Genomic DNA, 18967 nt, shown 5'->3' with positions numbered 1-18967 from the left:
TGCATTGTGGCGATAGCCGTGGCTGGGTCCAATAAGGGCATAACCCAACCAAGATTCATGGTGAAACCCAATGGCAACCTGCGGCGAAGTACTGGTAAAACTCCTTGAAGGCTATGGCGTTGACCATGTCTTCGGCATTCCTGGTGTACATACCGTGGAGCTCTACCGCGGCCTGGCGGGGTCGTCCATCCGCCATGTCACCCCGCGCCACGAGCAGGGTGCCGGGTTCATGGCCGACGGCTATGCGCGGACCCGCGGCAAGCCCGGGGTGTGCTTCATCATCACCGGCCCGGGCATGACCAACATCACCACCGCCATGGGCCAGGCCTATGCCGACTCGATCCCGATGCTGGTGATTTCCAGCGTGCAGGCCCGCGACCAGTTGGGCGGTGGCCGCGGCAAGCTGCACGAGTTGCCCAACCAGGCAGCGCTGGTGTCGGGTGTGGCGGCGTTTTCCCACACCTTGATGAGTGCCGATGACTTGCCGCAGGTGCTGGCCCGGGCATTCGCCGTTTTCGAAGGTGCTCGCCCTCGGCCGGTGCATATCGAGATTCCGCTCGACGTGCTGGTCGAGCCGGCCGATCACCTGCTGCCGGGGCGCGTGGTGCGTAGCAGCCGGGCTGGCGCAGCGCCGCAGGCCGTGGCGCAGATGGCCGAGCGCCTGGTCAGTGCACGGCGGCCATTGATCCTGGCAGGGGGGGGCGCATTGGCTGCGGGCGCTGCGCTGGCGCGCCTGGCCGAGCGCCTGCAGGCGCCGGTAGCGCTGACCATCAATGCCAAGGGGCTGCTGCCGGCCAGCCATCCCCTGCAGATCGGCTCGACCCAGTCACTGCCAGCCACGCGGGCGCTGGTGGCCGAGGCCGATGTGGTGCTGGCGATAGGCACCGAACTGGCCGAAACCGACTATGACGTTACCTTCAAAGGTGGTTTCGAGATCCCGGGCAGCCTGTTGCGCATCGACATCGACCCGGACCAGACCGTGCGCAATTACCTGCCGACGCTGTCGCTGGTGGCCGATGCCGAACTGGCCACCGAGGCGCTGCTCGGTGCCTTGCAGGGGTTGCCGCAACCCGTGCGTGACAGCACGTGGGGAGCGGCCCGGGTGGCCAAGTTGCGCCAGGCACTGGCAGCGGGTTGGGACCAGCCGACCCTGAGCCAGACGCGTTTGCTGAGTGCGATTCTCGAGTGCCTGCCCAATGCAATCCTTGTGGGCGATTCGACCCAGCCGGTTTATACCGGCAACCTGACCCTGGACATGGACCAGCCACGCCGTTGGTTCAATGCCTCGACCGGCTATGGCACCTTGGGTTATGCGCTGCCGGCGGCCATGGGCGCCTGGTTGGGCAGTGCGGAGCAGGTCGGTGAGCGTGCGCCTGCGGTGTGCCTGATTGGTGATGGCGGTTTGCAGTTCACCTTGCCGGAGCTGGCAAGCGCGGTGGAAGCGCAGGTGCCGCTGATCGTGCTGCTGTGGAACAACCAGGGGTACGAGGAAATCAAGAAATACATGGTCAACCGGGCGATCGAGCCGGTGGGGGTGGATATCCATACGCCGGACTTCATCGGTGTGGCGCGGGCCCTGGGCGCGGTAGCGGAGCAGGTGGCAGATGTAGCGCAGCTGCAGGTGGCGTTGGGGCAGGCATTGGAGCGCAAGGGGCCGACCTTGATCCAGGTTGACCAGAATCAGTGGCAAGGGGCTGTGTTGGGTTGAAGTGAAGCTATTGTCTGTACCGGCCCTTTCGCGGGCTTGCCCGCTCCCACAGGATTTTGCACAGGCTCTGAACGTTGTGCTGTACCTGTGGGAGCGGGCAAGCCCGCGAAGAGGCCGGTACTGCCAGCCAAAATTTCAGCCAGCAGTCGCCCGCAACCTTGCCACATCACGAATCGGCGGCGCGCCATACAGCCGGCTGTATTCACGGCTGAACTGTGACGGGCTTTCATACCCCACCCGGTAGGCCGCCACCGCCGCCTCGAGCCCGTCATTCAGCATCAATCGCCGCGCCTCCTGCAGGCGCAGTTGCTTCTGGTACTGCAACGGGCTCATCGACGTCACGGCCTTGAATCGGTGGTGCAAGGTCGAGGTGCTTAGGTTGACCTCCCGCGCCAGATCCTCGATGCGCAAAGGCAACTGGTAGTTCTGATTGAGCCAGGTGATCGCCTGGCAAACCCGGTGGGTCTGGCTGTTGGCCAAGGCGATTTCGTACAACCGATAGCCCTGCGGCCCACGCAGCAGGCGGTACAGAATCTCCCGACGGAACAGCGGCGCCAGCATCGCGATGTCGCGCGGGGTATCCAGCAGGCGGATCAGCCGCAGCAGGGCGTCGAGCAGCGCGGCATCGGTTCTTTCCACATACAAGCCACGCCCGGAAGGCCGGTTGGGCACCAGCATCGGCCCGCTTTCGGCGATCAGCTGGCTGATTTCGGCCGGGTCCAGGTCCATGCGCAGGCCAAGGCTCGGGTGCTCGGGGCTGGCGTCCAGCCTCACGGCGCTCAACGGCAAGGTTACCGAGACCACCATGTAGTGCAGCGGGTCGTAAGCGTACTGCTCGTCACCGAGGAACAAGCTTTTGCTGCCCTGGGCGAGGATACACAGCGCGGGTTGTGCCAGGGTCGGTACCGAGCGCACGTTTTCGGTGTAGCGCACCAGGTACAGGTCATCGATGGCCGATGCCGGGCCGTGAGGCTCCCCTGCGTGGCGGCGGATCAGCTCGGCCAGCTCCTGGCGTTGAAGTTCCAGGCTCGGGTCGATGGACGTGGCGATGGTCATGGTGGCTTTCCTCTACTGACCGACGCAGCATAGGTTTGGGCAATGGCGGGCGCTAGTCAAAAGCTGCACGCCGATTGCCTGATCCTGCCGCGCTGCAGGATCAGGCAATCGGCGAGCAGTAATGGCCTAACGCGTCGCGCGGGTGAGGCCCTAACCTTGGCAGCCTGGCTTTTCCGTCCGCCTGCTTCAAGGAGATTGTGCAATGACCCCGACACAACCGGTCACCCACCTTGCTTTCATCCGTGCCAGCAGCGGGCGCTCGGCGGAGCTGGGCGCGCGCCTGCGTGACCTGCTCGAGCCCTCACTGCGGGCGCCGGGCTGCCTGAGTTTCACGGTGCAACGTTCGCAGGCTGATGCCGATTTATGGTTGCTCAGTGGCAGCTGGCAAGACCAGCAGGCGATGAGTGGCTACTTTGCTTCGCCGACGCTGGAAGTGTTTGGTGAGTTGGTACAGGCGCAGGTGGTCAGCAGCCTGGATCTGCATACCTTTGATTGAGGTGTTGCCTGTACCGGCCTCATCGCCGGCAAGCCAGCTCCCACAGGTGCTGCACCGCCCTTAAGACCTGTGATGACCCTGTGGGAGCTGGCTTGCCGGCGATGAGGCCGGTACGGGCAAATAAGGTAAAATGCCGGCCCCCGATCAACGAAGCGGATAGCAACATGGCACGTAGGGAATTCCAGCATTTCGAAGCGGTTTCGGCGATGGTCCCGGTGGAAGGTGGTGGCTACACCGCGGCCATCGCGGTCAAGGCCCTGGGTATGGGCGGCGCGCCGCGCTTTCACAAGATTCTCGACGGCCAGGTGTTCAAGGGTGCCGTGGCTGCCGACGAAGCGGCCACGGCCGAGCTGCAACGCCTGCAGGGCGTCAGCGAAGAGGGTGAGCTGATCTGGTGATCAGGCCGGCGGGCGGGCCATCTTGAACAGGTTGCCCAGCTCGAAATAGTCTGCCGGGCCACCGCCACGCAGGATCGGCTCGGCGGCAGCGGTATCGTAGATGCCGTTCTTCAACAGGTGCTCGGCAATGTGCACCGCCACCACCTCACCCAGGATCAGCCAGCTGGGCACCAGTTCCTGGTCGGCCCGCTTGAGCTGGACGATCTGGCTGACCTTGCACTCGAAGGCTACCGGGGTTTCGCCGACACGCGGCACATTGACGATGCTCGACGGCTTGGCGGTGAGGCCGCTCAATTCAAATTCGTTTATCTCGGCGGCAACCGGTGCGCAGCTCTGGTTCATCTGCTCGGCCAACGAGCGGGTGGCAAGGTTCCAGACGAACTCGCCGGTCTGCTCGATGTTGTTCAGGCTGTCTTTGCGCCCGACGCTGCAGAAACCGATGATCGGCGGGATGTAGTTGAAGGCGTTGAAGAAGCTGTAGGGAGCCAGGTTCAGGCGGCCTTCGCGGTCCTGTGAGGAGATCCAGCCGATAGGGCGGGGGCCGACGATGGCGTTGAACGGGTCGTGGGGCAGGCCGTGGCCTTTGGCGGGTTCGTAGTAATACATCTGTGCTGGGCTTGAAGGCCCTACCTCCTGGTGGACAAGGCGCCTAGTGTGCCAAGCCTGTGCCCGCCTGCAAATGATCAAGCCCGGCCGAAGCCGGGCTGGGTGCTCGCATCAGGGCTCAGCTGATGCGGTGGGCGTTGGTGCGGTCGAAGCCGTCTTCGGCGAAGCGCTGGCCGCCAGTGCGGTCGAAGCCGTCTTCAGCAAAACGTTGGCCGCCAGTGCGGTCGAAGCCGTCTTCGGCGAAACGTTGGCCGCCGGTGCGGTCGAAGCCGTCTTCAGCGAAACGTTGGCCGCCGGTGCGGTCGAAGCCGTCTTCGGCGAAACGCTGGCCGCCAGTGCGGTCGAAGCCGTCTTCGGCGAAACGCTGGCCGCCAGTACGGTCGAAGCCATCTTCAGCGTAGGCAGCTGATTGGCTCTGGGTCGCTGCGAAGGTGTGCGCGTTAGTACGGTTGAAGCCATCTTCGGCGAAGGCACCAGCAGCGAAAATCGAGAGGGCCAGGGTGAGGATCAGTTTGTTTTTCATGGTCGTTGCTCCAGGGTTACTTGAGGTTGTTTGTTTCTATGGGTTTAATCCTACGCCGATTAATTTGATTAAAAAGCGCAAATAATAGTGCTTAAAAATCGAATAATTCGATATAGATTGGCGTGGATCTTGTGGCACTGGCAGCGGTTCTGGCCCAGGATGTGCCTGCCCATACGCCGAGGTTCTGCCAGCTATTTCAGCTTGAGGGGGTGGAATTAATGGGGCGTTAAGGATGAAAAATCTTTCACAGAGGGCTGCTGAACGCATTTTTCATACATCACCAACCGATTTTTCAAATGCTGCTCAGCACCATCGCCGCACCTCAAAATCGGAGCGGCACAACAATGAACAAACTTCCGCAAATCACCTTCGCCTTCTGGGTCATGAAGATGTGCGCTACCACCCATGGCGAAACGGCGGGTGATTTGCTGTCGATGATGGCTTCGTTTTGCCAGGTGAAACGTGGCCAGGCAGGTTGCTGCCAGATCCACAAGGGGCTATTCATGATCCGTCCCATGAGCCGAATAAGGCCGTCACTCGGCTCACAGGCTGCCGCATATCACAAAAAAGGGGCGCCCCATGCACTGGAGCGCCCCTTTTCAGTACTGCCAGGCCAGCATCACTCGGTGGTAATCCGCGAGTGCTGCTTGGTGTCCTTCATGGTCGCGTAAACCAGCAGCGAGCAGGCGATGCAGGCGGTGACGTACCAGTAGAAGCCGCTCTCCATGCCGGCGCTCTTGAACCACAGGGCCACGTACTCGGCGGTGCCGCCGAAGATCGACACGGTCAGGGCGTACGGCAGGCCCACGCCCAGGGCGCGGATTTCGGTTGGGAACAGCTCGGCTTTGACCACTGCGTTGATCGAGGTGTAGCCGCTGACGATGATCAGCGCCGCCATGATCAGGAAGAACGCGCCCCACCATGTCTGGATGGTGTGCAGGGTGCTGAGGATCGGTACGGTGAACAGGGTGCCGAGCACGCCGAAGGCGATCAGGATCGGGCGCCGACCGATCTTGTCGGACAGGCCACCGATCACCGGCTGCAGGCACATGAACAGGAACAGCGTGGCGGCCGAGATGGTGGTCGAGTCGCTGATGCTCATGCCCACGGTGTTGACCAAGTACTTCTGCATGTAGGTGGTGTAGGTGTAGAAGGCCAGGGTGCCGCCCATGGTCAGGCCGACCACGGTCATCAGCTCCTTGGGGTGGCGCAGCAGGGTGCGCATCAGGCTTTCCTTGGCCTTTTCCTTCTTGGTGAAGGAGGCGGTTTCTTCCATGCCGCGACGCAGGTAGAGGGCCACCACGGCGCACAGCGCACCGATCACGAACGGTACGCGCCAGCCCCAGGCATACAGCTGCTCGGTGGTCAGGGTCTGTTGCAGCACGATCAGTACCGCCAGGGCGATGAGCTGGCCGGAGATCAGGGTCACGTACTGGAAGCTGGAGAAGAAGCCACGGCGGTCCTTGCTGGCCATTTCACTCAGGTAGGTAGCAGAGGTGCCGTATTCGCCACCCACCGACAGGCCCTGCATCAGGCGTGCGATGACCAGCAGGATTGGTGCGGCGACGCCGATGGTTTCGTAGCCCGGGGTCAGGGCGATGACCAGCGAGCCTGCACACATCAGCAGCACGGAGGCCATCAACGCGGCCTTGCGGCCTTTGCGGTCGGCGTACAGGCCCATCAGCCAGCCACCGATCGGGCGCATGAGGAAGCCCACGGCGAAGATCGCGGCGGTATTGAGCAACTGTGCGGTGGAATCGCCAGCAGGGAAGAAGGCCTTGGCGAAGTACAGCGAGAATGCGGCGTAGACGTACCAGTCGTACCATTCGACCATGTTGCCTATGGACCCGCTGAAGATCGACTTCAGGCGGCTGGCGGTGGTTTTTTCTGTGGCAGGCGCGGTGGACGCCCCGGCTGGCAGGGAGGTGGCATTATCCATCAGGGATACCTTCTCGTTGTTTTTGTGGAGCGCGCCGTGGCGCAGCTTGCCAAGGCAATTGCAGAAGGTGTGCCAAATGGGTGCATTGGGCTTCAAATGGGGGCGCTGCGCGCCCCTTGGTAGGCACGCCCGCTCGCACAGGGACCGCGTGACGTCTGACTCTTCGCGTTTCTCTGTGGGAGCGGGCGTGCCCGCGAAAGCCTGGAAGGCAGCGCCAACAGAATCCGGCTAATGAGCGGTTATTTGCTTAGTGGCCGGGCGCGATAAGCGGATTTCCGCTCATTCCCGCCCAACAAAATCCTCGCGCACCAACCCATGCCGCTGCATCTTCTCGTTCAGCGTGCGCCGTGGCAGCTGCAGCGTTTCCATCACCGCATTGATCGCGCCCCCGTGCTGGCGCAGCGCCGCGCGCAGGCATTGCGCCTCGAACGCTTCCATCTGTTCGCTCAACGACTGCCCGGCAGGCGCCACCTCTATGTTGGGCGAGCCCAGCCCCAACGCATGGCGTTCCGCCGCATTGGCCAGTTCACGCACGTTGCCCGGCCAGTCGTGCGACAGCAGCTGCGCCAGTTGCGCGCCCGACAGTGGTGGGGCTGCGCGGCCAAGCTTTTCGGCGGCGGCACGGGCGAAGTGCTCGAACAGCAGTGGAATGTCCTCACGCCGTTCACGCAATGGCGCCAGGCGCAGCTCCGCCACGTTCAGGCGATAGGCAAGGTCTTCGCGGAAGCGCCCGGCACGTGCTTCTTCGAGCAGGTCGGGCTTGGTCGCGGCAATGATGCGCAGGTCGACGCTGATGCTCTGGTTGGCCCCCAGACGCTCCAGTTTCTGTTCCTGGATCACCCGCAGCAGCTTGGCCTGTTGGGCCAGTGGCATGCTTTCGATTTCGTCGAGGAACACCGTGCCACCGTTGGCGTACTCCAGCTTGCCGATGCGCTTGCCTTGGGCCCCGGTAAAGGCGCCGCTTTCATGGCCGAACAGCTCGGCCTCGAACAGCGACTCGGGGATGGCTGCACAGTTGAGGGCGACGAACGGCTTGCCAGCGCGCGGGCCAAAATCGTGCAGGCAGCGGGCCACGCGCTCCTTGCCACTGCCGGTTTCGCCGCGAATCAGCACATTGACCGGCAGGCTGGCCAGGTCCAGCACTTGCCGACGCAGCTGTTGCAGGCCCTGGGACATGCCCAGCAACGTGCCTTCCAGGCGTGACTTGAGGTCGGCCTGCTCGTGCAGCCGGCGGTTCTCCAGGACCAGCTGGCGCTTTTCCAGGGCCCGGCGCAGGCTGCCCAGCAGGTGCTGCGGGGTAAAGGGTTTTTCCAGGAAGTCGTAGGCCCCGCTGCGCATGGCTTCCACTGCCATGGGCACATCGCCGTGGCCGGTCAGCAGGATCACCGGCAAGTCGGGGTCGTCCGCCTGCAGGCGTTCGAGCAACTGCAGGCCATCCATGCCCGGCATGCGTACATCGCTGATGATTACCCCGGGAAAGTGCCGTGGCAGGTGTGCCAGGCATTCTTCGGCGCGGGCGAACAGTTGCACGCTGAAGCCGGACAGGCTCAGCCACTGCTCGACTGCGGTGCGGATACTGGCTTCATCATCGACGACGATCACTGAATTCAACATACAGGCTCCAGGTCACGGGGCAGGGTAAGGCTGAAGCGCGCGCCGCCAGGCAGGTTTTCGGCCTGCAGCTGGCCGCCGGCCTCGTGGACGATACCGTAGGAAATGGCCAGGCCCAGCCCCAGGCCTTCGCCCACCGGCTTGGTGGTGAAGAACGGGTCGAAGACCTTGGCCAGGTCGTCCTCGGCAATGCCGCCACCCGAATCCAGCACGCTCAGGCGCCACAGCTCGCCGTCGGGCTCGATGCGGATCTCCAGGCGTTTGTAGCGTTTGTCGGCCATGGCGTCGAGGGCATTGTGCAGCAGGTTGATCAGCACCTGCTCCAGGCGAATGGCATCGCCGCGTACCCAGGCCGGGCGCGCCAGGTACAGGGCTATTTCCACTTCTTCGCTGCGAATGCGTGCTTCCAGCAGATGCAGGGCCTGGTCGACCACGTTGGCCAGGTCGAGGCGCTCGCGCAGGCCGACCGGGCTGTTGCGGGCGAAGGTTTTCAGGTGGCTGGTGAGCGCAGCCATGCGCGTGAGCATCTGTTCCAGCGGCTCCAGTGCCTGGCGTGCTTCGTCAATTCGGCCATGGTCGAGCAGCAGGCGCAAGGTTTCCAGCTGCATGCGCTGAGTGGTCAGCGGCTGGTTGATTTCATGGGCCATGGCTGCCGACATTTGCCCCAGCGCGGCCAGCTTGGCCGATTGCACCAGCCCCTCCTGGGCGGTGCGCAGCTCACGGGTGCGCTCCTCGACCTGGCGCTTGAGCTCCTCCCGGCTGCGCTGGCGCAGGCGGGCCAGGCGCAGGCGCTGGCTGACGAACAGCGCAGCGAACACCAGGCTCAGCCATACGGCGGCGGCGCCGAGGGCGGCATTGCGACCGTCGGCGGCTACCTGCGGCTTGCGCAGCAGATGCAAGGTCCAGTTTTCACCTTCCAGCGGCAGGCTTTCCCACAGGTACTCGGCGCTGCCCTCCGGGCCTTGCACGCGGCTGAGGGTGCTATTGGCGGCAAAGCGGGTCAGCACCTGGTGCTGCAACGGCACCAGCGGTTGCTTGTCGTACTGACGGGTTTCGGCCAGTTCGGCACGGTCGGCGCCACTGAGCGGCTGCAGTTCACGGTAGCGCCAGCCGTCCTGGTTGGCGATGAAGGTGATACCGCGGGCATCGCTGACCAGCAGGATGTCGCTGCCCTGACGCCACTCGCGTTCCAGTTCGGGAAACTCCAGTTTCACCACCATGGCGCCGAGGAAGCGGCCATGCTCGTCGTTCACCGCGCTGGCGAGGAAGTAGCCGGGCACGCCGCTGGTCACGCCCACGGCGTAGAAGCGACCACTGCCCTGGCTGCGGGTCTGCTTGAAGTAGGGGCGAAAACCATAATTGGAGCCCACGTAGCTGCTGGGCAACCGCCAGTTGCTGGCGGCGATGGCCAGGCCGGTGCGGTCGAGCAGTTCGAGGGTGGAGGAGTTGGCGGCGCCATTGATGCGTTCGAGCTTGCGGTTCAGGGCGTCCTGCACCGGTTCGCTGACCGGGCCGCGCAGGGCGGCGATCAGTTCCGGGTCCAGCGCCAGCACGGCGGGCAGGGCGCGGTAGCGATCGATCAGCGTGTGCAGGGCATTGGCGTACAGGCCCAACTGCTGACTGGCACGCTGGGCGTCGGCTTCCATGGCCTGGCGCTTGGCCTGGTGCATGGCCCAGCTGGCGCTGAGGGCGGTGCCCAGCACGATAAGCAGGGTGATCAGCCCCAGACGCAGGGCGCGAACGGAAAAGGGCATGGGGCGGATCCGGATGAATGAGATATCAGGGCCGGCCTCTTCGCGGGTGAACACGCTCCCACAGGTATCGGGTTTAACCGCGAAGAGGCCGGTACAGGCAAAACCTGTCAATTACAGCAGTTCAAAGCTCTGCTGCTGCACCGCCTGGGAATCCAGCCCGACCTGTACATTGAATTCCCCTGGTTCGGCAACCCGCTGCAGCTGGCCATTGTAGAACTTCAGGTCTTCTTCGCTGATGCGAAAGCTCAACGTGCGCGATTCGCCAGGCTTGAGCATCAGCTTCTGGAAGTTCCTCAGTTCCTTCACCGGGCGGCTCATCGATGCCGATACATCCTGCAGGTACAGCTGCACCACGGTCTCGCCTGCCACCTTGCCGGTGTTCTTCACCGTCACCTTGGCTTCCAGCGTGTCGCCACGCTTGAGGTCCTTGTTCGACAGCTTCAGCCCCGACAGCTCGAAGCTGCTGTAGCTCAGGCCATAGCCGAACGGGTACAGCGGGCCATTGGGCTCCTCGAAGTACTGCGAGGTGTAGTTGCCCGGCTTGCCCGGCGTGAAGGGCCGGCCAATACGGGTGTGGTTGTAGTACATCGGGATCTGCCCGACCGAACGCGGGAAGGTGATGGCCAGCTTGCCGGACGGGTTGTAATCGCCGAACAGCACGTCGGCAATCGCGTTGCCGCCCTCGGTACCGGCGAACCAGGTTTCCAGAATGGCGTCGGCCTGCTCGCGCTCCCAGGCAATCGACAGTGGGCGGCCGTTCATCAGTACCAGGACCAGCGGCTTGCCGGTGGCCTTCAGGGCCTTGATCAGCTCCCGCTGGCTGGCCGGGATTTCCAGGGTGGTACGGCTCGACGACTCGTGGGACATGCCGCGGGATTCACCGACCACTGCCACCACCACATCGGACTGCTTCGCCGCCTTCACCGCCTCGTCGATCAGCACCGCTGGCGGGCGCGGGTCGTCGACGATTTCCGGGGCATCGAAGTTGAGGAAGTTCAGGTAATCGAACATCGCCTTGTCGCCGGTGACGTTGGAACCTTTGGCGTAGACCAGCTTGGCCTTGCCCTCCACGGCGCGGCGCAAGCCTTCGCGCACGGTCACCGAGTGCGCTGGTTTGCCGTCGGCTGCCCAGCTGCCCATCATGTCGATCGGCGCATCGGCCAGCGGGCCGACCAAAGCGATGGTGCCGGCCTTTTTCAGCGGCAGGGTCTGGTTGCGGTTTTCCAGCAGCACCAGGCTGCGGCGCGCCACGTCACGCGCGGCTTCGCGGTGCAGGCGGTCGTTGCCGTAGTAGTCCTTCAGGTCGGTCTCGGCCTTGCCGATGCGCACGTACGGGTCCTTGAACAGGCCCATGTCGTACTTGGCACCCAGTACTTCGCGCACCGCCTGGTCCAACTCGCCCTGGGTCACTTCGCCGGACTTCAGCAGGCCGGGCAGCTCCTCGCCGTACAGGGTGTCGTTCATGCTCATGTCGATGCCGGCCTTGATCGCCAGTTTGGCGGCTTCGCGGCCATCGCGGGCGACGCCATGGCGGATCAGCTCCTGGATGGCGCCGTGGTCGCTGATGGTCACGCCCTTGAAGCCCCACTCCTTGCGCAGCAGGTCATTCATCAGCCAGGTATTGGAGGTGGCCGGCACGCCGTTGATCGAGTTCAACGCCACCATCACCCCGCCGGCACCAGCGTCGAGCGCGGCGCGGTAGGGCGGCAGGTAGTCGTTGTACATTTTCGGCAGGCTCATATCGACCGTGTTGTAGTCGCGCCCGCCTTCCACTGCGCCATACAGGGCGAAGTGCTTGACGATGGCCATGATGCTGTCGGGGTTGGCCGGGCTGCTGCCCTGGAACGAACGGACCATCACCTGGCCGATCTTCGAGGTCAGGTAGGTGTCTTCGCCAAAGCCTTCACTCGTACGACCCCAGCGCGGGTCGCGGGCGATGTCGACCATCGGCGCGAAGGTCATGTCCAGGGCATCAGCCGCGGCTTCGATGGCGGCGGTGCGGCCGACCTTGGCGATGGCGTCCATGTCCCAGGTCGCGGCCATGCCCAGGCCGATCGGGAAAATGGTGCGTTCGCCGTGGACGGTATCGTAGGCAAAGAACATCGGGATCTTCAGGCGGCTGCGCATGGCCGCGTCCTGCATCGGCCGGTTCTCGGGCGCGGTACGCGAGTTGAAGGTGCCACCGATGCGGCCGGCGGCGATTTCCTCGCGGATCTTGTCGCGGGGCATTTCCGGGCCGATGCTGATCAGGCGCAACTGGCCGATCTTCTCGGCTTCGGTCATCTGGCTGACCAGATGGTCGATGAACGCCTGCTTGTCCTGCAGGGGCGGGGCGGAGGGGGCGGCGAGGGCCGCCTGACTGGCAAGGCCCATGGCCAGGCCCAGCAAAGACAGTTTCATCATCAATTCCGTTGTGGGGCCTCTGCCGTATCCACGGTGATACGCGCGCGGCCGAAGTTTTCAGGCGGCTATTGTTGTACGATTTGCAGGCATTTCTTCCAGCGGCGGATTATGCCTGAATATGTCGCCTGCGGACGAAGCCCCGAATGCCGGGACAACAACTATAAGAACGCTCAAGAGACCGACGGCATGACCCCCCTCGATGAATACCATCAGCGCCAGATCGCCGAAGCCATTGCCCGTGCCGAACGGCGCACCGATGCCGAACTGGTGACGGTGCTGGCCCGCCGGGCCGACGACTATGCCTACTGGCCGTTGTTCTGGGCCGCCGTGCTGGCGCTGGCCGTGCCGGCCCTGTTGCAATGGCTGCTGGGTTGGCCCGGAGTGCGTGGCTTGCTGGTGGCCAATGTGCTGCTGTTCGTCGGCTTGTGCCTGCTGTTGCGCAGCCCACGCCTGGCCGGCTGGCTGATCCCCCGGGCCCTGCGCCGCTGGCGTGCTTCGCGCCTGGCCCGCCAGCAGTTTCGCGAACAGAACCTGCAGCGCACTGCTGGTGCCACGGGTGTACTGATCTTCGTCAGCGAGGCAGAGCGGCATGTGGAGATCCTTGTCGACCGCGGTATCGAGCGCCATCTGGATGCCACCGCCCGCGCGGCCATCGTCGCCCGCCTTGCCGAACAGGTACGCCAGGGCCGCACCTTGCAGGGGTTTGTCGAGTGCATCGAGGCGTGCGGCGAACTGCTCAGCGAACATGTGCCGCCTACCCATGCACGTAACGAGTTGCCCAACCGGTTGGTGATTCTCGATTGAGTCGGCGTCCGGTGCCTTGCACCGCGTTGGATTCTTCGCGGCTAAAGCCGCTCTCACAGGGTACGCGGACCGCTTGCGAATTCAGTTCCCTACGCGACAGCGCAGCCCAAAGGACTGGGCTATCTCCCACAGGAAGTTGAGCACCCTGTAGAATGCGTGCATTGCGCCAAGCGCTCCCCGCTATCCGAGGCACCGTTTTTCCATGTCCGCCAGTTCTTCTGCCCCATCCGCGCCGGATGCGCGCACCCAGTTTCTCGACCTGCTGAATGCCGCCCTGCATGGCAATACCCTGGTCAAACTGGTATTGGCGCGCCATGTCGGTGCCGACCAGACGTTGCAACGGATCATTGCCAAGCCGCTGCAGGTCAAGGGCCAGCCGTGCCTGTCGCTGGTCTACCGCCACCAGACCCGCGATATCACCCGCAACCTGGCGCTGGACCAGGCTCAGGCGCTGGTCGCCGAATTGCTGCCGGAAAGCTTCCGCAACGCGCACCTGTTCGACGCAGACGGTGAAGTGCAGCTGACCTTCAGCAAGAAGGGCAAGCCCATGCTCCAGCGCCACGGCGCACAGGCACCGCGCGAAGCTGCCAGCAGCAGTGGCCATGACCGCGAGAAGAAGCGCTACCTGGAGCTGTCACGGCCGTTCCTACGTGACCTCGGCGTGACTGACGCACAAGGCGCTCTGATCCCGTCAATGTCGCGCAAGTGGAAGCAGATCAACAAGTTCATCGAAGTTTTCGACCACGCCCTGGCCAACGCCCCGGTGCCGGTGGAGCAGGCGCTGCGGGTGGCCGACTTCGGCTCTGGCAAGGGCTACCTGACCTTTGCCATGCACGACTACCTGCGCAACAGCCTGGGCCGCGAAGCTCAGGTAACCGGCGTAGAGCTGCGCCAGGACATGGTCGACCTGTGCAACGCTGCCGCCTTGCGCCTTGAGCACCCGGGCCTGGAGTTCCAGTGTGGTGACGTGCGTAGCGTGGTGCCTGAGGCCATCGAAGTCATGATTGCCCTGCATGCCTGCGACATCGCCACCGACTACGCCATCCACACCGGCATCCGCTGCAACGCCGCAATCATCATGTGCTCGCCGTGCTGCCACAAGCAGATCCGCCCGCAACTGCACAGCCCGGGGTTGTTGCAACCGATGCTGCAGTACGGCCTGCACCTGGGCCAGCAGGCCGAGATGCTGACCGACAGCCTGCGCGCGCTGTACCTGGAAGCCTGCGGGTACGAGACCAAGGTGTTCGAGTTCATCTCGCTGGAGCACACCAACAAGAACAAGATGATTCTTGCGGTGAAGCGGCGCCAGGCAGGGAACAACGGCGCGTTGCTGGAGAAGATCGGGCAGCTCAAGGCTTTTTACGGAGTGCAGGAGCATTGCCTGGAGACGCTGTTGCGGGCGGATGGGTTGCTGCCTGACGTGTGATTCCTCAGCGGCTCTTGTGAAGCGCCGCACTCGGTAACACGTTATCCATAAGTGGCGCATTCGTACCTTTCAGGGGCTCGGTTTCGCCGGCCGACGCCCCGAGCTGGCGGGCCTGGCGGTATTCGCTGGGTGTGCAATTGCTGACCTGCTTGAAGGCACGGGCGAAGTAGGACGGGTCCTTGAAGCCGGCCTCATAGCCGATGCTGGTAATCGGCATCTGGCTGTTGACGAGCAGGTCCATGGCCAGGTTCATGCGCTTGCTCAGGATGTAATCCAGAAAACCCACACCGTTGACTTCCTTGAACAGGCGGCTGAAGCGGGCCGTGGTCATGCCGCAGCGCTGTGCGAGGTCTTTTTGATCGATGCATTCGCGAAAGTGCTGGTCGATATACGGCATGACCTTGCTGAGCGCTTGGTGTTTGTGGTGTTCGCCGGTCAGGCGAATGCTGTCCGGCAGGGAGGGAAGGTGGTCGATGCGCTGCGCATGGCCTGAGCTCCTGCTGGCGCGGCGTATGTCGCAAAGCTGCTTGAGGACATCGATGTAGCGGCTTTTCTCACCGCTTGTCAGCGGCAGTACCAGATACTCCCAGACCCGCGAACGCATGGCCCAGACGGCCAGTTCTTCGGAGTGTTGCACTGTGAACATGGTGACCGGGATGGAAGGTGAGTTGCGTTTCACTTCCAGCAGAAGGTTGAGGTTGAGGGTGTCGGGGCGATCGAAATGCATGCAGATCATGTCTGCCTGCTGGCGTTCGGAAGGCGCGACTGCCTTCGCCAGTTTGCAATCGCAGACATGACTGAACTGCGCCATCAACGCTTCGGTGGAATGATCGCGTGTCAGATCGAACCACAACAGCAGCGGCTTTGTGCCCGGGTTAGACATCGTGACTTAACCTTGTGCTGGGAGTTTCCTTACGAGCAGCAGTATTGTCAAAACACTATCAAGTCGCTGAGCGATTTGGTTATTACCTTATATCTTTTTCGATTAGAGCGATCTAAGTCTGTCGTAAGATCTTGATGTTAGACACGTTCCGCACCTGGTCTGGCCTGTGAGCTTGATGACCGCCTGTCGGCTTTGAACAAAAGTACCAGGAACTTTTTCCGACCGCCTGCAAATGCGTACGAAGGTGGTTCTCATATTCGGGTTTCCTGCCTGTTTTCCTGATGGCAGTGGCCGCCTTTTGATGATGGCCAATGGCCGCAAAAAAGTCCTAGCGATTCGCAAAAATCTCCTAACCACCGCTGTCACCCTCTGACTAGGATTCGCAACAGGTAGTGCAAAACACCACTGCCTGGCAATAAAAATAATGTCCTTAGCGAGGTGAGCGAAATGAACCTGCAAACAATCAAGGCTTCTGTGATGAAGTTCGTCAAAGACGAAGACGGGCTGACCATTGTGGAATATGCCGTGGCGGGGGGACTGATAACGCTGGCTGTAGTTGCTGCTTTCGATTCATTGGGTGCTGCAGTAGTTACCAAAATCACCGCCTTGGTGAACGCAGTCAACTAATAAGCCCTACGGGGGGATGCAGCAATGTCAGCAGAGTCTCTGTTCGCCATTGTCGTGCTGCTAGGGCTGCTAGGCATCGCGGTGGTGGGCGATCTTCGACACCACCGCATCCCTAACGTCCTGATCCTGTTGGGGTTGGGGCTGGGGTTGGCGGGCCAGGTCTACTCCGCAGCACTCGCCGGATTGGGGTATGGCGTGCTGAGTATGCTTATCGGGTTCGCCATATTTCTACCGATGTATGCGTTGGGGGGAATGGCCGCCGGGGACGTCAAGTTGATGGCCATGGTCGGCGCTTTTCTTACACCGTACGACGTACTTTCGGCTGCACTTTTCAGCCTGATAGCCGGTGGCATGTTCGGGATCCTGATAGTGCTCGTGCGTGGCCAGTTGCAACAGACGTTACAACGCTACTGGTTGATGTTGAGGTCAGGGGCGTATTTGGCACCAGCATCGGATGAAGTTGCAGCCAAGCCATTCCCTTATTCGGTCGCAATCCTTTCTGGAACCCTTGTTAGCCTGATCGGGCTACCGCTAGGCCTATAGCCTGGGAGGCTAATAATGTACGCACTCAGAGACAGTGGTGCCGACGCCTGCGACAAGGACGCAGTGCAGAGACTGGCACCTCAGCCACGCTCAGTTCGCGAGACTGGCCTGGCGGAAAGCTTTCTCGGTGATTTGCTGTGCAAACACTTGCACGACGCCGGTACGCTGGACCTGTCGCGCTTGGTCGAGCGCCTGGCGCTGACCGGTGCGGTGGTGGAAGAAGTGCTGGCCTTTTTGCGCAAGGATGGCCGCGTCGAAGTACTGGGACAGGTCGGTGTGCAAACGGGGGGGCAGGCATTGCGCTACGGCCTGACTGAGCGCGGCCGTGGCACTGCCCGCGATGCACTGGCGCGCAGCGGCTATATCGGCGCGGCACCATTCCCGGTAAGTGCCTACCGTGAGCTGCTCAAGCTGCAAACCATCCACCATGGCCGCGTCAATACGCAGGATATGCACAAGGCCTTTGCGGGCGTGGTGCTGTCGGAAAGTATGCTCGACCAGCTGGGCGTAGCGCTGAACTCCGGACGCGCCATCATGATTTATGGCCCTGCAGGCACCGGCAAGACCTACATCAGCAGTCGCCTGATCCGCCTGTTCGCCGAATCTATCTGGGTACCTCATGCCATCGAGATCAACGAGTCGGTCATCGAGGTGTACGACCCTCAGGTGCATCAGTGCCTGGAGGAAGAAAGCCAATCTACCAGCCTGTTGCTCAACGAAGGCATCGACCGGCGGCTGGTGCGCTGCAAGCGCCCCGTAGTGATCACTGGCGGCGAACTGGGCATGGAGCAACTGGATGTCCGCTTCGATCCCAGTACCCGTCAGTACCAGGCCTCCTTGCAACTCAAGGCCAGTAATGGCCTGTTCATCATCGACGACATGGGCCGCCAGCGCATGGCCCCGGCCGAACTGCTCAACCGCTGGATCGTGCCGATGGAAGAGAAGCGCGACTTCCTCAACCTGGGTGGTGGGCGCCATTGCGAGCTGCCGTTCGATCTGGTGCTGGTGTTCTCCACCAACCTCAACCCGCTGGAGTTGGCCGACGAAGCCTTCTTGCGACGTATCGGCTACAAGCTGCAGTTCAGCTACCTGAAGGTCGATGAGTACGAACGTATCTGGCGCCAGGAATGCGAGCGCCTGGGCCTGGTTTATGACCCGCTGTTGTTGCGTTACGCGCTACAGGCGCTGTACGAGGCCGAAGGCGTGCCGCTTGTGCCCTGCCACCCTCGCGACCTGCTGAACATGGCACTTGACCGCCAGCGTTATCTGGGAGGCGAGGGGCCGTTGTCGGAGCAGGAACTGAAATGGGCCTGGCAAAGCTACTTCGTGCAGATCGACTTCCTTGGATGAGGAGATGCAGACATGAGTGCCCGTACGCTGATCCTGGTTGCCGTTTCCCTGTCCCTGGGGCTTGGCGCCGCCTTGATGGCCAACAACTGGCTCAATGGACGGCTCAACGCCGCCCCGGATGACAACATGAAGAACGTGGTGGTCGCCACGGTGGAGATCCCGTTCGGGCAGATGATCGAGGCGCAGCAAGTCGCCATCGTGCGCATGCCCAAGGATGCGGTACCTGACGATGCCTTTGACAGCAATGAAAAGGTGGTTGGCAAGATTGCCACTTTTGCACTGTTGCGCGGCGATGTGCTGCGTAGCGCTCGCCTGGCCGAGCACCTGGGTGGCAGTACCCTGGCTTCGCTGATTGCTCCAGACAAGCGCGCCATTTCGGTGCGTGTGGATGACGTGGTCGGGGTGGGCGGGTTCCTGTTGCCGGGTAACCGGGTCGATGTTCTGGCTACCAAGCAAAGCAATGGCGGTAGTAATGACGCTGAGTCCAGAACCATCCTCCAGGACCTCCGGGTATTGGCCGTGGACCAGACAGCGGGGACGGACAAGACCCAGCCGGTGGTGGTACGTGCCGTGACCCTGGAAATGTCGGCCAAAGAGGCCGAGGTGCTGGTCAGGGCGCAATCCGAAGGGAAGTTGCAGTTGGCCCTGCGCAATCCGCTGGACGCTCGGAAGCAGGCGCCAGCCGTAGCCGCTGTCGAGCCGGTGAAGGCTGCAACGCCAGCATTCAAACCCCAACCGAGACCGGTGGTAAATCGTAGTAGTGATGGTGGCTCGGTCACCATCATCCGCGGGACTGAAGTTGAAGTAGCGAAAGCAAGGTTTTAAGGCGGCTGGCGTCCG

Annotated in this window: 18 protein-coding genes; 9 read left to right on the top strand and 9 right to left on the bottom strand. The window is 62.5% G+C overall.

Annotated elements, in window-relative coordinates:
• The first annotated feature begins 70 nt into the window (after positions 1-70).
• Entirely contained in the window at positions 71-1708 is a 1638-nt protein-coding gene (locus tag IRZ77_RS14215) for a 5-guanidino-2-oxopentanoate decarboxylase (RefSeq protein WP_153670523.1), read from the top strand.
• 135 nt (positions 1709-1843) lie between these two features.
• On the opposite strand, the gene IRZ77_RS14210 is transcribed toward IRZ77_RS14215, so the two are convergent.
• Positions 1844-2764: an AraC family transcriptional regulator gene (locus tag IRZ77_RS14210; RefSeq protein WP_046614827.1), complete on the bottom strand. Its 921-nt coding sequence runs from the start codon at positions 2762-2764 to the stop codon at positions 1844-1846.
• A gap of 202 nt (positions 2765-2966) precedes the next feature.
• Between IRZ77_RS14210 and IRZ77_RS14205 the strand changes: the two genes are divergently transcribed.
• Positions 2967-3260 carry a putative quinol monooxygenase gene (locus tag IRZ77_RS14205; RefSeq protein WP_046614826.1) on the top strand — a complete coding sequence of 98 codons (294 nt, stop codon included), beginning with the start codon at positions 2967-2969 and terminating at the stop codon, positions 3258-3260.
• 101 nt (positions 3261-3361) lie between these two features.
• Entirely contained in the window at positions 3362-3658 is a 297-nt protein-coding gene (locus tag IRZ77_RS14200) for a hypothetical protein (RefSeq protein ID WP_046614825.1), read from the top strand.
• On the opposite strand, the gene IRZ77_RS14195 is transcribed toward IRZ77_RS14200, so the two are convergent.
• The 7 genes from IRZ77_RS14195 to bglX all read right to left on the bottom strand — a co-directional run bounded on the left by IRZ77_RS14195 (position 3659) and on the right by bglX (position 12494).
• Positions 3659-4264: a flavin reductase family protein gene (locus IRZ77_RS14195; protein ID WP_046614824.1), complete on the bottom strand. Its 606-nt coding sequence runs from the start codon at positions 4262-4264 to the stop codon at positions 3659-3661. It lies immediately after the preceding gene.
• Positions 4265-4382: 118 nt separating this feature from the next.
• The gene (locus tag IRZ77_RS14190) at positions 4383-4787 is read right to left on the bottom strand and encodes a heme utilization protein (protein WP_196173709.1); all 405 of its coding nucleotides are present in this window, start codon (positions 4785-4787) and stop codon (positions 4383-4385) included.
• A 322-nt stretch (positions 4788-5109) separates the two neighbouring features.
• The gene (locus IRZ77_RS14185) at positions 5110-5292 is read right to left on the bottom strand and encodes a DUF4172 domain-containing protein (RefSeq protein ID WP_153670524.1); all 183 of its coding nucleotides are present in this window, start codon (positions 5290-5292) and stop codon (positions 5110-5112) included.
• A gap of 114 nt (positions 5293-5406) precedes the next feature.
• Complete coding sequence (locus tag IRZ77_RS14180) at positions 5407-6726, bottom strand: MFS transporter (protein WP_003258436.1); 1320 nt, start codon at positions 6724-6726, stop codon at positions 5407-5409.
• Between the two features lie 279 nt (positions 6727-7005).
• A complete protein-coding gene (locus IRZ77_RS14175) occupies positions 7006-8340 on the bottom strand; it encodes a sigma-54-dependent transcriptional regulator (RefSeq protein WP_046614822.1) in 1335 nt (444 codons plus the stop codon).
• Positions 8334-10091, bottom strand: a complete 1758-nt coding sequence (locus tag IRZ77_RS14170) for a sensor histidine kinase (protein WP_153670525.1) — start codon at positions 10089-10091, stop codon at positions 8334-8336. Before IRZ77_RS14170 ends, IRZ77_RS14175 begins: the two co-directional genes overlap by 7 nt.
• A 111-nt stretch (positions 10092-10202) precedes the next feature.
• Entirely contained in the window at positions 10203-12494 is a 2292-nt protein-coding gene (bglX, locus tag IRZ77_RS14165) for a beta-glucosidase BglX (protein WP_046614820.1), read from the bottom strand.
• Positions 12495-12680: 186 nt separating this feature from the next.
• Here bglX and IRZ77_RS14160 point away from each other — a divergent pair, with 186 nt between their 5' ends.
• Positions 12681-13298 carry a TPM domain-containing protein gene (locus IRZ77_RS14160; protein WP_196173707.1) on the top strand — a complete coding sequence of 206 codons (618 nt, stop codon included), beginning with the start codon at positions 12681-12683 and terminating at the stop codon, positions 13296-13298.
• 202 nt (positions 13299-13500) lie between these two features.
• Positions 13501-14724, top strand: coding sequence for a class I SAM-dependent methyltransferase (locus IRZ77_RS14155; RefSeq protein WP_046614818.1), 1224 nt, complete (start codon positions 13501-13503; stop codon positions 14722-14724).
• A gap of 4 nt (positions 14725-14728) precedes the next feature.
• Here the strand turns inward: IRZ77_RS14155 and IRZ77_RS14150 are convergent, their stop codons facing one another.
• Positions 14729-15607, bottom strand: a complete 879-nt coding sequence (locus IRZ77_RS14150; RefSeq protein WP_046614817.1) for a response regulator transcription factor — start codon at positions 15605-15607, stop codon at positions 14729-14731.
• Between the two features lie 447 nt (positions 15608-16054).
• On the opposite strand from IRZ77_RS14150, the gene IRZ77_RS14145 reads away from it, so the two are divergent.
• From IRZ77_RS14145 to cpaB, 4 genes are read left to right on the top strand one after another with little or no spacing between them, the layout of a single operon-like run.
• Positions 16055-16234, top strand: a complete 180-nt coding sequence (locus IRZ77_RS14145; protein ID WP_046614816.1) for a Flp family type IVb pilin — start codon at positions 16055-16057, stop codon at positions 16232-16234.
• Between the two features lie 24 nt (positions 16235-16258).
• Positions 16259-16777, top strand: coding sequence for an A24 family peptidase (locus tag IRZ77_RS14140; RefSeq protein ID WP_153670527.1), 519 nt, complete (start codon positions 16259-16261; stop codon positions 16775-16777).
• Positions 16778-16792: 15 nt separating this feature from the next.
• Positions 16793-18127 carry a P-loop NTPase family protein gene (locus IRZ77_RS14135; protein WP_135001487.1) on the top strand — a complete coding sequence of 445 codons (1335 nt, stop codon included), beginning with the start codon at positions 16793-16795 and terminating at the stop codon, positions 18125-18127.
• A gap of 12 nt (positions 18128-18139) precedes the next feature.
• Positions 18140-18952, top strand: a complete 813-nt coding sequence (cpaB, locus tag IRZ77_RS14130; RefSeq protein ID WP_046614813.1) for a Flp pilus assembly protein CpaB — start codon at positions 18140-18142, stop codon at positions 18950-18952.
• Positions 18953-18967: the final 15 nt, after the last annotated feature.

The organism is Pseudomonas pudica, from assembly GCF_015680405.1.
Lineage (GTDB): Bacteria > Pseudomonadota > Gammaproteobacteria > Pseudomonadales > Pseudomonadaceae > Aquipseudomonas > Aquipseudomonas pudica.
Note: the sequence above shows the minus strand (reverse complement) of the source record. Positions and strands in the feature narration are given on the sequence as shown.